This window comes from Amphritea sp. GJ51-11, from assembly GCF_055808735.1.
Genome location: NZ_CM147881.1, coordinates 4,361,329 through 4,377,596 on the forward strand (window position 1 = coordinate 4,361,329; position 16,268 = coordinate 4,377,596).

At 40.2% G+C, this 16,268-nt stretch carries 11 protein-coding genes; all 11 read left to right on the top strand.

Going from position 1 to position 16,268, the window contains the following annotated elements; translation table 11 throughout:
* Positions 1–11: 11 nt before the first annotated feature.
* The 11 genes from glmU (at position 12) to fcl (ending at position 16,228) form a co-directional block, all read left to right on the top strand.
* Positions 12–1,403 carry a bifunctional UDP-N-acetylglucosamine diphosphorylase/glucosamine-1-phosphate N-acetyltransferase GlmU gene (gene glmU, locus AC0L4K_RS19735; RefSeq protein WP_473267628.1) on the top strand — a complete coding sequence of 464 codons (1,392 nt, stop codon included), beginning with the start codon at positions 12–14 and terminating at the stop codon, positions 1,401–1,403.
* Positions 1,391–3,220, top strand: a complete 1,830-nt coding sequence (glmS, locus tag AC0L4K_RS19740; protein ID WP_473267629.1) for a glutamine--fructose-6-phosphate transaminase (isomerizing) — start codon at positions 1,391–1,393, stop codon at positions 3,218–3,220. Before glmU ends, glmS begins: the two co-directional genes overlap by 13 nt.
* Positions 3,221–3,667: 447 nt before the next feature.
* Positions 3,668–5,362, top strand: a complete 1,695-nt coding sequence (locus tag AC0L4K_RS19745; protein ID WP_473267630.1) for a hypothetical protein — start codon at positions 3,668–3,670, stop codon at positions 5,360–5,362.
* Between the two features lie 5 nt (positions 5,363–5,367).
* Positions 5,368–6,612 carry a hypothetical protein gene (locus AC0L4K_RS19750; protein WP_473267632.1) on the top strand — a complete coding sequence of 415 codons (1,245 nt, stop codon included), beginning with the start codon at positions 5,368–5,370 and terminating at the stop codon, positions 6,610–6,612.
* 1 nt (position 6,613) lies between these two features.
* Positions 6,614–8,917, top strand: a complete 2,304-nt coding sequence (locus tag AC0L4K_RS19755) for a hypothetical protein (protein WP_473267633.1) — start codon at positions 6,614–6,616, stop codon at positions 8,915–8,917.
* A 1-nt stretch (position 8,918) separates the two neighbouring features.
* A complete protein-coding gene (locus tag AC0L4K_RS19760) occupies positions 8,919–9,848 on the top strand; it encodes a hypothetical protein (RefSeq protein WP_473267634.1) in 930 nt (309 codons plus the stop codon).
* Between the two features lie 4 nt (positions 9,849–9,852).
* Positions 9,853–12,132, top strand: a complete 2,280-nt coding sequence (locus tag AC0L4K_RS19765; RefSeq protein ID WP_473267635.1) for a hypothetical protein — start codon at positions 9,853–9,855, stop codon at positions 12,130–12,132.
* Positions 12,132–13,337 (top strand): sulfotransferase family 2 domain-containing protein, encoded by a 1,206-nt coding sequence (locus AC0L4K_RS19770; RefSeq protein ID WP_473267636.1) that lies wholly within the window; start codon positions 12,132–12,134, stop codon positions 13,335–13,337. Before AC0L4K_RS19765 ends, AC0L4K_RS19770 begins: the two co-directional genes overlap by 1 nt.
* Positions 13,313–14,038: a hypothetical protein gene (locus AC0L4K_RS19775; RefSeq protein WP_473267637.1), complete on the top strand. Its 726-nt coding sequence runs from the start codon at positions 13,313–13,315 to the stop codon at positions 14,036–14,038. Before AC0L4K_RS19770 ends, AC0L4K_RS19775 begins: the two co-directional genes overlap by 25 nt.
* 4 nt (positions 14,039–14,042) lie before the next feature.
* Complete coding sequence (gene gmd / locus AC0L4K_RS19780) at positions 14,043–15,158, top strand: GDP-mannose 4,6-dehydratase (protein ID WP_473267639.1); 1,116 nt, start codon at positions 14,043–14,045, stop codon at positions 15,156–15,158.
* Positions 15,159–15,268: 110 nt separating this feature from the next.
* Positions 15,269–16,228: a GDP-L-fucose synthase gene (gene fcl, locus AC0L4K_RS19785; protein WP_417225864.1), complete on the top strand. Its 960-nt coding sequence runs from the start codon at positions 15,269–15,271 to the stop codon at positions 16,226–16,228.
* Positions 16,229–16,268 lie beyond the last annotated feature (40 nt).

Consider the following 16,268-nt stretch of genomic DNA (forward strand, 5'->3'; position numbering starts at 1 on the left):
AAGTCACCGCTTTGAACACCCTTGATATCGTTATTCTGGCTGCAGGTCAGGGTAGCCGGATGAAGTCATCTTTACCAAAAGTACTACATAGCATTGGTGGAAAGTCGATGTTACAGCATGTGATCGATAATAGCCGGTCACTAAATAATGCGAACATCCATGTTGTGGTCGGACATGGTGCAGAGCACGTTAAGACTGCTTTGTCAGGTCAAAATGTACAGTTTGCCTTGCAGGCAGAACAGCTAGGCACGGGACATGCGGTTGCTCAAGCGATGCCTAATATCACCGATCATGGGGTGGTGCTGGTGCTTTATGGTGATGTGCCGCTTACCCAAACAGAAACCATGGCTGAGTTAGTTAAGATTGCTGAACGTGGTCAGTTTGGTTTATTGACAGTTAATCTCGATGATCCGACCGGTTATGGTCGTATTGTGCGCAGTGATGCTGGCGATGTGGTTGCCATTGTTGAGCATAAGGATGCCAGTGAAGCACAACGGGCCATCCGTGAAGTGAATACTGGAATTTTGGCGTTACCAGCAGCGTTGCTGAACGACTGGATACCTCAATTGTCCTCTAATAATGCTCAAGGGGAGTACTACCTAACCGATATTATTGCGATGGCTGCTGAACAAGGCGTGCGCATTCAGGCGATTCAACCGGCGACCGAGCAAGAGGTTCAAGGTGTTAATAACCGCCTGCAACAGGCTGCACTTGAGCGTTGGTACCAGCGGGGCCGGGCTGAAGCGCTAATGCTAGAAGGGGTTTCTCTGGCAGATCCGGCGCGGCTTGATGTGCGTGGTGAAGTGAGTGTTGGCCATGATGTAACTATCGATATCAATGTCATTCTCGAAGGCAAAGTGGCTATTGGCGATAACGTCACCATTGAAGCTAACTGCATCATAAAAGATTCCATTATTGGCTCCGGTAGCCATATCAAAGCGAACTCAATGCTGGAGCAAGCGGTGGTTGCTGATCACTGTGATATAGGCCCTTTTGCTCGGTTACGGCCCGGTAGTCAGCTAGCAAATTACGCTAAAGTGGGTAATTTTGTTGAAACCAAAAAAGCCTTTATCGGCGAAGGCAGTAAAGTGAGTCATCTGAGCTATATCGGTGATGCGCAAATTGGAGCCGAGGTGAATATTGGTGCGGGCACGATTACCTGTAACTATGACGGGGTGAATAAGTCGATTACCGAGATTGGCGATGGGGCTTTTATCGGTTCAAATAGCGCATTAGTGGCGCCAGTTAAAATTGGCCCAGGTGCTACGGTGGGCGCTGGATCAACTATCACCAAAACGGTCGAAGCTGACCAGTTGGCACTGACCCGGGCAAAACAGTCAAATCTGAATAACTGGCAGCGTCCGGTTAAAAAGCGTAAGGAAGCAGAATTATGTGTGGAATAGTAGGGGCTATCGCTGGCCGGAACATTTCAGCGATTCTGCTGGAAGGTCTTAAACGACTAGAATATCGGGGTTATGATTCTGCCGGTATGGCGGTATTAAACAGTACAACGGGACAGCTCGATCACCTCAAACGGGTGGGCAAAGTTGCACAGTTGGAAGCTGCGTTAGCGACTTCATCATTGCCGGGCTATCTGGGAATAGCCCATACTCGCTGGGCAACTCATGGCAAACCCGAGCAGCGCAATGCCCACCCGCACCTGTCTGACAATCGTATCGCGGTGGTTCATAACGGTATTATCGAAAACTATACGGCACTGAAAGATGAGCTGAGTGCAGCCGGCTATGAGTTTCTGTCTGATACCGATACCGAGGTGGTCACCCATCTGATTCATCGAGAAGTCGCCGCTGGTAAAGCGCTAAAAGAAGCGTTACAGATAAGCTTAACTCGTTTAGATGGCGCCTATGCCCTCGCAGTGATTGACCAACAGCAACCGGATCTATTATTGGCAACCCGTATGGGCAGCCCATTAGTCATTGGTGTAGGTGTCGAGGAAAACTTTATTGCTTCAGACCCTTTAGCACTGCTGCAGGTGACCGATCGTTTTATCTATCTGGAAGAGGGGGATCTAGCTGTTATCAGCCGTTCCGAAATTGATATCGAAAATGCCGCTGGTGAAGTGGTACAGCGCGATATACAGCGCTTTGAACACGGCCATGACGCTGCCGATAAAGGTGAATATCGTCACTATATGCTCAAAGAGATCTATGAGCAGCCTAAAGTCATCCGCAATGCTCTTGAAGGGCGTATCCACCAAGGGCATGTGTTGGAGCAGGTGTTTGGTAGTGATGCTTCAGCATTATTTGATCAGGTGAAAATGGTACAGATCGTCGCTTGCGGCACCAGTTATAACGCTGGTGTTGTCGCGCGTTACTGGATCGAAAAATTGGTCGGTATTCCCTGCATGGTCGAGGTTGCCAGTGAATTTCGTTATCGTAAAACCGTCTGCATGCCCGGCACACTATTTATTACGATCTCCCAGTCCGGTGAAACGGCCGATACACTGTCAGCTTTAAGAGAAGCAAAAGAACAGGATTATGTTGGCTTTCTGGCTATTTGTAATGTTGCTGGTAGCTCTTTGGTGCGCGAATCCGATCTGGCGATTATGACCAATGCGGGCCCTGAGATCGGTGTGGCCTCAACCAAAGCCTTCACCAGTCAGTTAGTGGTGTTGATGCTGACGACCTTAGTCTTGGGACGTCGCTATGGCTTAGAGGGGGAAACCGATTTTGTAACGCAACTGGAGCAGTTGGCCGGATTGACAGAACAGGTGCTAGCGCTAGATGGACAGATCCAGAAGATGGCTGAGCACTTTGTCGATAAACACCATGCCCTGTTTTTAGGGCGGGGAACCATTTATCCTGTGGCAGTTGAAGGCGCTCTAAAGCTTAAAGAGATCTCCTATATTCATGCCGAAGCTTATCCTGCGGGTGAGCTAAAACACGGCCCTCTGGCGCTGGTAGACGAAGATATGCCGGTGGTTGCTGTAGCTCCGAATAACTCATTACTCGAAAAACTGCAGGCGAACCTAGAAGAGGTACGCGCACGGGGTGGCAAATTGTTCCTCTTTGCCGATTCCAAAGCCCAGGTAAAACCGGGGAATGACCTAGAACTAATCACCCTACCGGATGTTCCGACCGTCATGGCACCGATCATCTATTCAATCCCGTTACAGTTACTGGCATACTATGTTGCCGTGCTGAAAGGCACCGATGTGGATCAGCCTCGTAACTTGGCTAAGTCAGTAACGGTGGAGTAAGAACAAGCGTGATGGTTTGTTAGCGAAAACCTGTGACAGTCATCACGCATCTGTTTATGTATGAACTAACACCTTCACACCCTGACCATCACCTAGGGTGACTTAAGCCGAAGTGTCTATCGGCTCTTATCAATCGACGCCAAAAGAGCTAAAAGTTAGCGAGATGTCAATTTAATGAGCAATAGCTGTGTTTTCTGTGGCTAAATTTTGTTTAAATTAGCATCATATAGTCTAAATTTTGGCAGCAGACTTTTTTGAAAGTCGTACTTAATCCAAGCTACATGGTACGAGTTAGGTGTTTCTTTTACTGTAAAGTTTATTACTGACATCAATAGTCGGGTTAAATCATCGCCGATGTGAATGAAAAATACAGTTTTCGTTTTCTTGTATACAGGGCAGTATAGAGGCAGCTAAGCCTTTTAGTTTGATTAATGTAGGAAGCAATAGATGAAAGAACTGGTTTTAAACACGATTAGTACCCTCCATTACGAAATGCTGGCACAAGCTTTTAGTTCTCAGGGCCTTACAGTTGTTGAACGTGATAACAAACGTTCCCGAACGAAAGAATTAGTGTTCTATTGCTCACCTGAAGCCTACCTCTTAGCGTCTAAGCTCAGCGTGGCTGAACCAAAGTCTGATGATGAGCTTCTAGCTGAATGGCAAGAGCAAACAGAAGAGCAGATGGACTATGTTCTATCTAACGCTAAAGAATGCTATTTGATTGATTTCGACTACGCTCTGAGTGATCAAGACTCATTTATTCAGTTTTTAAAATGCAGTGTAGATATTGAAATTTCAGCTTTTTCTGCTTTGGTTACAGATAAGCCTGCACTTGTAGAGCAGTGCTTGCTGCTGATTGATGACGATATACAGCAAGAAACGTACGAAGATATAATTTCCGCGGCTGATTTCTACAAAAAAACTGAAGATTCAACTCCTAAAGCTAGATTGCATGCGCTCATTGGCGAGTTACAGCAGCAAAACGAAGATGTTTTATTAAAAAATAAAGAGCACATAGCAGTAAGCCATCTTCTTCAAGAAGAAAATGCAAAGCTGCACGAGGAGTTGGAAACAAGTGTTGAGCGCATAACAGAATTAGATAGAGATAAAATAGCACTGCTAGCTGAAAATGAAGCGTTGTTATCTCAGTATGAAAGTCTTAAAAATCAATACGATCAACAAGAAAAAGATAACGCCAAGCTGCAAGCACTGCATCAACAGCTAAAAAGTAATACTGAATTGAGCTTATTACAGATAGCGCAATTGCAAGAGGAGCTGGAAGCGAGCACTAGCAGTAATACAGAATTAAAGGGTGCCAACGAAAGAGCGTTGGCTGAGAAAGCCACGCTGTTATCTCAGTATGAAAGCCTTAAAGAGCAACACGCCCAGCAACAAACGGAAAATAAAAAGCTTCACGACCTGCAGCAGCAACTTGAAAGTGATAATGAGTTGGGGTTGTTGCAGATAACACAACTACAAGAAGAACTGGAAATAAGCTTTGTCAGTAATAAAGGGTTGGAAGAGCAGAATAAAGCGCTATTGTCAGAAAAAGAAAAGCTTGAAACTCAGCTTCATCAACAAAAAGAAAACAACAGTCGTTTAGATAAAGAATTAAAAACGATCGCTTCTAATAATGTCGATCTAAAAGGTATCAATGAAATAGCGTTGTCCGAGAAAGCGTCGCTGTTATCTCAGTATGAGAGTCTTAAAAAACAATACGATCAGCAACAGGCGAACAATACTAAGCTGCAAATTCTGAAGCAACAGCAGGAAAGTAATACGGAGTTGGATTTGCTGCAGATAACGCAGCTGCAAGAAGAGTTAGAAGTTTATGTGACTAAAGATTCAGAGGTTAGGGCGAGCAATAAAGAGCTTGTTATTGAAAAAGAACAGATAAAAGCAGCGCTAGATCAAAAGCAAGATGAATTAATGCAGCTATATAATAAATACGCTGCGCTGGAAACAGATAATGAACTAGGATTGCTACAAATAGCGCAACTGCAAGAAGAGCTCGAATTTTATTATATGAAACTACAAGGAAGTGGTACTGCTCAGTTTAGAGACAAAAGTGCTCAACCTCGTGTATCAGTAATACAGCAAAGCCTTCAGTTAGCCCAGCACTTAAAAAATAAATGTGCTTAATACTGATGAATACAAGTGTTAAGCAAGAACTGGTTATTCTTGATCCGGGCTTAAGAGAGTTTGGTGGACATCATCCTGCCATGATAGAAGAGCTTGGGTCTTCCTCTGCAATAGCACAAAAAAATATAAAAATTACCGTATATGCGAACCAAGAGTGCGGTGAAGATTTGCGCGTTAGACTGACTAAAAATAAAGTCAATATAATACCCTTTTTTAAAAGTGACTTTTATCATTATTTTTATACTAATGAAAAACTTTCATATTACAATCATTATATAAAGACACTAGCGAACGAATATTATCAGGCAATGTGCTGTTTCGAATGTAAAACAGTTACTTTTTTATATCACACACTAAATTGGGAGCATGCTTCAGCACTTTCTTTAGCTATCGGTTTATATCAAAAAAGAGGTGGCCAGAATCATCAACATATTGTTTGCTTAATGTATAACCCTTCCTTTATGGGTGATTATGGTGATATAGATAAAAGTCGATACTTGAAATTCCACCTTGGTTTTAGCGCATTATCTAAACTTTCTAATGTGTCATTACATGCGGCTGAATATGAGCTGACAAAAAATTATCAAGCGATGCTTGCCCAAGTGATAGATTGGCATCCTTGTGGTTTATTATCAGCTCAATATATTGAAGAGATTAACGATAATAGAAATACTAAAAATAAAATCTTAATTTATATTGGTGATGCAAAGCAAAATAAAGGTTTTTTAGTGTTGCCTAACTTACTTAAACAATTGATGGAAACCATCTCTGATCCTAATAGCCAGTTTGTAATACAATATACCATTACGAATGATAGTAAAGAACTAGCAGATGCTGATGCAGCACTTTTAACACTGCAGAAAAAAGACAGTAGAGTTGCTTTATATAGGCATTTCTTAAGTGCTGAAGAGATGCATCAGTTATGGCTTAATACCGCTCATATAGTACTCAATTATGATGAGTCAGCTTATCGGTATCAGAGTTCTGGCGTGTTATGGTTGGCCGCTGCATATAAAGTTAATTTATATTTAATGACCAATACCTGGTTAAACAGAGAAGCCAAAAGATTAGATTGTAATTATTACGAATGTAAAAATATAAAGCAATTAACGCAATGTTTAAGCGATAACATTAAATATATTAAACATAAAAATATTGAAATACATGATGGTAGTGAATATTCACAAAGATTATTTTCAGATTTAGGTGAGTGGCTAGTAGAAAAATTAACCACTACGAGAGGCAACTAACGTGAAACAGTTAATCAATACTTATTTAAACGGTACGCTCGGGCAAATTATATATGCGGGTGTCGGTAAAGCCTCGACATTAGAATGGTTACTGGCTTTAGATTTCAAATCACTTAAGCTGATAGAGCCCATAGCGGTCACGGCGAAAAGACGTGAAAAAAGGTACGGTGGTAAAAAAGTAGAAGTGATACATGCCGCTTTAAGTTCAGTAACAGGTAGCGCTGATTTCACTGTTATGCAGCCTGAAAAATATAGTTCGTTAAAGCAAGAGATAAATCTTCGGCATATATTAAAAAATAGTCAAGTTAAAGCGGTTCAGCCAATTAAAACAATCGGATTATCTAACCTTATCGAACAGACTCAACTGTCTAAAGATGAGAATAATGTCTTGATCCTAAACATTAATGGTTTAGAGCGTGAATGTTTAGAAAGTACGGCTGTGGAAGCTATCACTCAGTTTTCTACATTGATTATTCAAATAGAAACTCAAGGAATATATACACAAGATAGTCATATTGATAGGCAGTTAAAAGCTTTATTGAGGCCGTTAGGCTTTTATTTTGAAGATATTAAGCCAGAAAATACAATTTTTACAAACTTAGTATTTAAAAGAGATGATTTGTTTTTAAAACAGACCGCTAGGATACAAGATGAGCTTCATCAGACGGTAAGTGCTAATCAAGCGTTAAAAGTTCAGTTTGATCAGTTGAGTGCTGAGCGTGAATCATTAGTAGCCAGTCTTAAAGCACAGAAACATACACTTGAAGATAGTGAAGGCAAGCAGGCGCAGCAACAGGCAGAAACTGAGAAGCGACAAGCGGAACTATCGGCACAAGTTACTGAAGCAACAGCTAAGACTAAGCAGTTGGAAGTTCAATTAGCCGAACGCACTCAGCAACGTGATGAGCAAAACAAGCAGCGACAAGAGCATAAGGCACAAGCGGAAAGCATTAAGTCCCAGTTAGACCAAGTAAGTGCTGAATGTGAATCGCTAACTGCTAGCCTTAATCACCAACAGGCGGAAGCGGATAAGCAAAATGCGGAACTGTCGGCACAAGTTGCCGAAGCAGACGCTAAGGCTAAGCTGCTGGAAGCTCAATTAGCCGAACGCACTCAGCAGCGTGATGAGCAAAACAAGCATCATCAAGAGTATAAGAAGCGAGCAGAAAGCTTTAAGGCTCAGTTAGAGGAAGTGAGCGCTGAACGTGAATCGTTGGTAGCCAGCCTTAATACCAGAGAACAAGAGTTAGAAGAAAGTAAAACTAAACTAGCGCATCAACAAGCAGAAGCTGATAAGCATAAAGCGGAACTGTCGGTACAAGTTGCTGAAGCAGCGGCTAAGGCTAAGCAGTTTGAAGCCCAATTAGCCGAACGAACACAACAGCGTGACCAGCAAGCTGAATACCAACAGAAAAACAAACAGTGGGCAGAAAGCCTAAAAGTCCAACTTGAAAAAGTTCAATCAGAACACGGCAACGCCATTGCTGAGAAAATGGGTAAGCTAGAAGAAACACAAGCCGTATTAGAAGAAAAAGAGTCGCAACTCAATACTCTACAAGCCGAGCTAGAAAAGCAAAAGGCTGAGCATACAGCAGTACAAGCGGCTCTGACTGATGCGCAAAAGGCTCTAGAAGAAAACCAGGCTAGGTTGAACAACAAACAAGGTGAGTTAGACAAGTGTATTCAGCAGCGTGATGAGCAAAACAAGCAGCGAGAAGAGCATAAGGCACAAGCGGAAAGCTTAAAGGCCCAGTTAGATCAAGTGAGCGCTGAACGTGAATCGTTGACGGCAAGTCTTAGTACAAGCCAACAAGCGCTAGAAGAAGATAAAGTTAAACTAGCTCAGCAACAGGCAGAAGCAGATAAGCAAAAAGCCGAACTATCTGCACAAGTTACTGAAGCAACAGCTAAGACTAAACAGTTGGAGGCTCAATTAGCCGAACGCACTCAGCAGTGTGATGAGCAAGCCGGGCAATACCAAAATCACAAAAAATTGGCCGAAAGCCTCAAGGTACAGCTAGAACAAGCGCAACTGAACTTTGAAGAAGAAAGTAAAGAGCTAAAAGTAGATCTAAAGGAGATGAAACGGTCGGCTAGTCTTGGTCAGAAAATGTTGGCAAAAGCCCAAATAGACCTAGATGATCTGAGAGAAAAGTACGCGGTTAAAGTCACGTCAGAGCAAGAGTTAATCAGCTTGGTTAAGGAGCTTAAAGAAAAGCTCACGTTAGCGTCTAAATACTACTTTCAGCTGCAAAAAGAGCACCCGGAATTGTTAGCCTCACAAAGTAATACTGAGGTGTTATAACATGCCTTCTAGTTTTGAGCTTTTTAAGCAACAAATTGACGGTGCCGTGGCACTGATAGAGCAAACAGATACGTTTGAGCTAAATGACATTAATGTCCCTACTTCTTTTGAAGGATTAGTAGATACTCAATCTTTATTATCCCGTTGTGAAGCTGTATGCAAAGAATATGAGGAGGAAAAACCCACTATCCGCATTATTCATCATTTGGCCTGCAGTGGTGGAAGTTTAATTTCAAAGTGTTTATCTGCACTGCCAAATGTGTATCTGTTAAGTGAGGTTCACCCTTTTACTGAATTGGGGCTTGATAAAGAAAAGCCTAAATATTCACCAACGGATTTAATATCACTTAGTCATTATGGTGGTGTACCGCAGCATAAGGAATTAGCAGGTCAGTTATTTAAACAGTCTATTGATACTATTTATGAGCATGTTGAAAAGCGTGGCGGGGTTTTGGTTCTAAGAGATCACACTCACGCAGATTACTGCACAAATGTTGAGATACCAGAGAAAAGCACTTTAGTGAGCTTGCTTGAAGACGATTATAATGTTGAGTCTATATTGACTATTCGAGATCCTATTGATTCGTATAATTCACTGATCAAAAACGGTTGGGTACACTTTTCACCTGGGGATTTTGATGAGTACTGCCGACGTATTCTCGTTATGCTTGAGCGGTTTGAATCAGATCAAATTTTTATGTATGAGGAATTTGTTGCGCAACCTCAAGACATCACTAAAAAAATAGCTGAACGCTTAGTTTTGACTTTCGATGATAGTTTTGAAGATATTTTTAGTTGTTTTAAAGTCACTGGAGATAGCGGGAGAAGTGCTGATGTTATAAGTAAAAGAGATCGAGTTGATAATTTATCCAGAGATATGGTTAAGTCTTCTCATTATAAAACTATTTCGTCAATCTTAGGTATCGGTTAAGTTTATGTTATATAAAAAATTTAGTTTAATAAAAACAGCGATTGATGATGAGAACTATCAGCTCGCTAATAGTAAAATTCAAAGTCTAAAGACGGAAAATTTTAGTCAAAGCGCTACCGCTCTTTATCAAGCACTATTAAGTCGAATTCCAAAAGAGTTTTCCATATTACCTGCTGATACTAACCATAAAATAAATGAATTTTATGATGTTGATCACCAAGAAATATTGCCTGGTATCAGTATAGTTAGTTGTTGTATGAATCGTAATGAGAATCTAGTTAAGTCACTGGAAACTTGGATTAAATTAGATGTTGATGAAATAATTATTGTTGATTGGTCTTCAGATATACCCGTTCTCGAAAGTATTAAGCACTTCGATGATCCTAGAATCAAAGTGTTACGCGTAAACGATGAAGATAAATGGATTTTAACTTACGGCTTTAATGTTGGTTTACGCTTTGCTAAATATTCCAAGATTTATAAGTTTGATGCTGATATTTCTGTTCAGTCTGACTTTTTAGAGCTAAATAATATAAAAAGTAATCAATATATAAGAGGCTTCTGGAAACTTGCTATTGATGAAGGCCTTGATTCTCAAGTTTATGTTAATGGTTCTTTTGGTGCCTATAAAGATAACTTAAAGTCAATTGGTTATTATAATGAACTAATTCGAACTTATGGTTGGGATGATTCTGATCTTTATGAAAGATTGTCTACGCAGTGTGGGTTAGAAACAGTATATCTAAAATTTAACTCTCTTGTTCACTTAGAGCAGAAAGAGGAGGAGCGTACGGCACATCAAAGTATTATAAATGAAAATTTCTTAGGTGTTATAAAATCTACGGAGTTTAATAATCATAAAAATAAATTTATTGGTAGAAATACAGACTACTGGAATATCGATCGACTACAAAATTATAAGTTAAATAGAGTCGATGATACTTATTATGAGCTTAGTCGTGTTAGTCAACATATATCACTAGCTCCTCATATACTAGAAAATGCAAACAACTATGCTTCTTTACATTATTTATGGAATCGAAAGCCTGAAATTATATCAAAATCGACAAATCAGATTGATCTGGCAGATTTTGTTTATCAAGAATATCTTAATAAAGTTAATTTTTCTGTCACAGAAAATGCGCTGATTGACAAAGGTGTTTTTTATAGTGGAATATACGGAAGTTATGATGAGTTTATAGAGGATAAGCTGAAATCAGCAGAAAAAGTACATCGTAATATTTATACGTTTGCAGTTGGCTCAGTGTTTGAACATAAACGAGTAGGGCATTATGGGCAATACGTAGAGATGATCATAGCTCCATTTAATATAATCGAAGAGATTGTTAATTATCAATATAAGCTAGGCTATGAGGTTGATCTAGGTAATCTTAAATCGGTTACCGTACATGAATTTAATGAAGCCTTTAATGCACACTCTAAGCCTATGGTGTATGTTGATGCACAGCATGGTTTAGGGAATAGACTTCGTGCAATTGGCTCAGCAGCAGCCATTGCAAAATCATTAGGACGTGAATTAGTGATTGTATGGCAAGCTGATCATCATTGTGAGTGTGAATTTAGTGATCTTTTTGACTACAGTGGCCTTGTTATTTCACAATCCTTCACAAGTGAAGCCTATCAATATATGGATGTTTATAACTATATGGAGATTGAGCCTGGAGCTTGTAAAGATAAACCGGTAACACCAACTCAAGGACAAGACCTTTATCTCAGAGCCGCCTATACCTTTGTCCATACAGCTAGCCATTGGGAGGCAGAAAATGAATTTATTAAATCTTTGACGCCTTCTAAAGAAGTACAAAGTTTGATAGAGGAGTTCGAAGTTGATGGATACATAGCCGCTCATATTCGTATGGAGGCGGGTGAAGGGCTTGATCATAATACATATGACTCAGTAGAAAATTGGACGCAAGAAGGCCATGACAAGCTTCACTACTGGCGTGAGAAAAGCCACTACTCTGCCTTTTTGAAACGCATAGACCAATTAATTGAAGAGGATAGTGATGTACAACTATTTGTGGCCACAGACCTTCAAGAAACCTATGATATATTCCAAAAATACTATGGTGATCGGCTGGTATACTTAAAACGCAATGTATTTGATCGATCAAAAGAGCAGATTATCTACGCACTGGCAGATGTGCTTATTTTAAGTAGATGCAGCAAGTTGCTTGGTAGTTCATGGAGTTCTTTTAGTGAGATTGCGATGCGTATTTCAGAAAATTATTCATCTATTGAGATGAGTGGAGAGGATTTTTGATGAGTGTTTTGTATTCAAATTTTATCGTGAATGAAAAGAATAAAGTGATATTTTCATATATTCCTAAAGTGGCATGCAGCAATTGGAAAGGGATTATGCGTTCACTAAATGGGGCGGAAAATTATTTAGAATCAACTTTTGCTCACGACAGAGAAAAAAGTGGTTTGATTTATTTGTCTAATATCAGTAAAAAAGAACCTTACTTATTAGGTGATGAGTATACTCGAGTCGCTTTTGTACGTGATCCATATACTAGAGTTTTATCGGCTTATTTAAATAAAGTAGAGTCTCGAATTGGAAAGGTATTAGATGAAAGTGATCATTTCTCAAGGGTTTATAAAGATATTGATGATTTCAGGAGGGAGAATTTAGACATTAAGAAATATCCAGTAGTTTCTTTCTTAGTCTTTCTTAAATGGCTTAAATTTTCAAATTCAATTTATATATATGATGAGCATTGGAAACTACAGTCGCTTTTATTAGATATTGATAATGTAAAATTTCATAGAATAGGGAAGTTTGAAGATTTAAGTGATATTGCTGATGAGTTTATCAAGGTTTTGGGTGCTAAAGTTCCATTTCCGTCACAAAAGGATATTAAATTTTCGCCTACCAAAGCAGGATCTAAAATTGAAAAATACTATAACGGAGAATGTTATGCTTTAGTTAATGATATTTATAAGGCAGATTTTTACAATTTTGATTATAGTTTAAGTTTGGAAACTAGTAGGCCTGAAATTACAGATTTTAAATTTAATGATGTAAATGCAAGAAAAATATATTTTGGTGAAGGTACTCATGTGCTTGATTGCCCAATAGAGCTTGATAGTTTTGAAGAAATCTCTGGCGCAGGCAAAAACCAAACTATACTAAAAGTAGTGGGATCGTTTGTTGGGCCTTTTATTCGTACTAAAAGACTGGATGAGAATATAGATAAAGCATCCTGGTTTTATGAAGATGGTGTACCTGTTCGTTTTACAATTTCTAATATAACGATAGACTTATCTGATTGGAATCCACCAGAAGATCTTGATAATAAATTAAAGTTTTCGCGATATAAAATGGCTAGTATAGGGTTGTATGGTAAATGTTATTCAGTCAATAATGTTTCAATAATAAACTCTCCTGGTGATGCTTTTCTATCTTTATGTTCTCTACAGGGAGGAAAAAAGATTTTTATATGGACTCTCCCGAGTCACACATAGATAGACTCGAAATTGTAGGGGCTAAAGGTAACGGTTTTGTTTTTGCAGGTCCACATGACTCCTTAATTAAGGAGGTCATCACATCTCATACAAAACAAAAAGGGGTATATATTTTAAGTGATGAAAGGTTTTCAGGCGCTTGTGATATTGACTTTATCCATGCATATGCTTCTGATGATATTGCGATTGATGTTAGCACGAAAATAAAGGCTCGTTTCTTGCAAGGCGATACTGGTCGTAATGCTGGGGTGAGACTTTCAGGCTCTAATAAAACAATTGTAGGGACGATTGAGTCTTTTAAAACACGTGGAAATGAAAATGACTTTTCTGTTAATATAGCATGTTCTGAAGCTCAGATTGGTGTTGTTAGAATTCGAGCGGATGCAGGTGCGAGTGGTCTAAAATTGAGTGGCAGTGGTAATCATATCGGCTCTCTTCATTTGGATTCATCTAAAAAACATAATGATTTTCGTCATCTTTCTATTTCTGACACATGTCTACCTATTCTAGTTTCAGGCAATCAAAATACGATAGAAAACGGTAGGATTTTTTATGGCTCTTTGCCTGTCTTAGATACATTAGTAGAAAATACTAAAAGATTTACGTGTAGTTTAACTGCTATTGGAAAAAAATCTGAGGTTTTCTACGATGATAGAAAATTTGAATTTTCAGATATTAAAATAAAACATTATGGAGTTTAAGTTAGTGAAAAAAGCACTTATTACCGGTGTAACCGGCCAGGATGGCTCCTATTTAGCGGAGCTTTTGTTAGAAAAAGGTTATGAGGTTCACGGTATTAAGCGTCGTGCTTCCTCATTTAATACGCAGCGTGTCGATCATATCTACGAAGATGTGCATATTGAAAATGCTCGCTTTAAGCTGCATTACGGTGATTTAACGGATTCGTCTAATCTGATTCGTATTATGCGTGAAGTAGAGCCTGATGAGGTTTATAACCTGGGAGCGCAGTCTCATGTTGCCGTTTCTTTTGAGGCGCCTGAGTACACAGCTGATGTCGATGCGATGGGCACATTGCGACTCTTAGAAGCGATTCGTTTTTTAGGTTTAGAGAAAAAAACCAAGTTTTATCAAGCGTCTACCTCAGAACTTTACGGTGAAGTGCAGGAAATTCCGCAGAAAGAAACCACGCCTTTTCACCCTCGTTCCCCTTATGCTGTGGCTAAAATGTATGCCTACTGGATTGCGGTTAACTACCGTGAATCCTATGGTATCTATGCCTGTAACGGTATTTTGTTTAACCATGAATCTCCTCGTCGTGGTGAAACATTCGTAACTCGTAAGATCACCCGTGCGATTGCCAATATTGCTCAAGGTATCGAAAGCTGCCTCTACTTAGGCAACATGGATGCTCTGCGTGACTGGGGCCATGCGAAGGACTATGTCCGCATGCAATGGTTGATGTTACAACAGGATCAGCCTGAAGATTTTGTTATTGCGACCGGTAAACAGATCTCTGTACGTGAATTTGTGCGTATGTCTGCAGCTGAAGCGGGTATTACCCTTGAATTCTCTGGCGAAGGAATTGACGAAATCGCTACGGTTACCGCTGTGTCAGGCGATAACGCGCCGGGTGTGACTGTTGGGGATGTTATCGTTAAGGTTGACCCTCGTTACTTCCGTCCTGCAGAGGTTGAAACACTGCTAGGTGACCCTACTAAGGCAAAAGAAAAGCTTGGTTGGGTACCCGAAATTACGGTTGAAGAGATGTGTGCTGAAATGGTTCAACATGACCTTGGTAAAGCTAAGCAGCACGCTTTGCTTAAGAAGCACGGATTTGATGTTGCTTTAGCGAAAGAGTGATTCCGTATTAGGTTTTCACTGGTATTGCACATAGCTAAATAGGTTATGTGCTTTTTTGCATTCTGTTGTAGTGGAACTCTTTGCTGTAATAAGCGTTTTTAGAGGTTTTTATGAAGAAAATATTTGTCGCTGGCCATCGTGGTATGGTCGGTTCTGCCATTGTTCGACAGTTACAAGCCCGCGGTGATGTAACAGTGGTCACACGTACGCGTTCTGAACTTGATTTAACCTCTCAGGCCGATGTCGCAGCGTTTTTTTCCGAGGAGAGTATCGATCAGGTGTACCTTGCTGCGGCTAAGGTGGGTGGTATCCATGCGAATAACACTTATCCTGCCGAGTTTATTTATGAAAACCTGATGATGGAGTGCAATATTATTAACTCAGCGTATCAGGCTGGGGTTAAGAAGTTGCTGTTTTTAGGGTCGAGCTGTATTTATCCTAAATTAGCTGAGCAACCGATGCGCGAGACAGCGTTACTAACGGGCACCTTGGAAGAAACCAATGAACCCTATGCTATTGCTAAAATTGCCGGTATTAAGTTGTGTGAATCCTACAACCGTCAGTATGGTGTTGATTATCGTAGTGTGATGCCGACTAATTTGTATGGTCCACAAGATAATTTCCACCCCGAAAACTCCCATGTTATTCCTGCTTTATTGCGCCGTTTTCATGAAGCTAAGTTGCGTGGTGATAGCGAAGTGGTTGCGTGGGGTAGTGGTAAGCCAATGCGAGAGTTTTTGCATGTCGATGATATGGCGGCGGCGTCTATTCATGTGATGGAGCTGGATAAAACGACCTACGATGCGAATACTGAGCCGATGTTGAGTCATATCAATGTGGGAACAGGTGTTGACTGTACTATTCGTGAGTTGGTTGAAACTGTTGCCAAGGTTACCGGTTTTAGTGGTGCTATTACCTTTGACGCCACTAAACCTGATGGTGCTCCACGTAAACTGATGAATGTTGATCGTCTGGCATCCCTAGGTTGGAAGTATAGCTATAACCTTGAAGATGGCTTAACAGATGCCTATCAATGGTTTTTAGATAATCAAGATAACTTCCGCGGCTAGTTGTTTTCTCGCTAGCTCATGTATTCGTTTACTTAGGCGT

What these genes read in the sequence shown, in the direction of transcription:
- glmS (WP_473267629.1), top strand. Translation starts at nt 1,391, where the DNA reads ATGTGTGGAATAGTAGGGGCTATCGCTGGCCGGAACATTTCAGCGATT.
- AC0L4K_RS19745 (WP_473267630.1), top strand. Translation starts at nt 3,668, where the DNA reads ATGAAAGAACTGGTTTTAAACACGATTAGTACCCTCCATTACGAAATG.
- AC0L4K_RS19750 (WP_473267632.1), top strand. Translation starts at nt 5,368, where the DNA reads ATGAATACAAGTGTTAAGCAAGAACTGGTTATTCTTGATCCGGGCTTA.
- AC0L4K_RS19760 (WP_473267634.1), top strand. Translation starts at nt 8,919, where the DNA reads ATGCCTTCTAGTTTTGAGCTTTTTAAGCAACAAATTGACGGTGCCGTG.
- AC0L4K_RS19765 (WP_473267635.1), top strand. Translation starts at nt 9,853, where the DNA reads ATGTTATATAAAAAATTTAGTTTAATAAAAACAGCGATTGATGATGAG.
- AC0L4K_RS19770 (WP_473267636.1), top strand. Translation starts at nt 12,132, where the DNA reads ATGAGTGTTTTGTATTCAAATTTTATCGTGAATGAAAAGAATAAAGTG.
- AC0L4K_RS19775 (WP_473267637.1), top strand. Translation starts at nt 13,313, where the DNA reads ATGGACTCTCCCGAGTCACACATAGATAGACTCGAAATTGTAGGGGCT.
- fcl (WP_417225864.1), top strand. Translation starts at nt 15,269, where the DNA reads ATGAAGAAAATATTTGTCGCTGGCCATCGTGGTATGGTCGGTTCTGCC.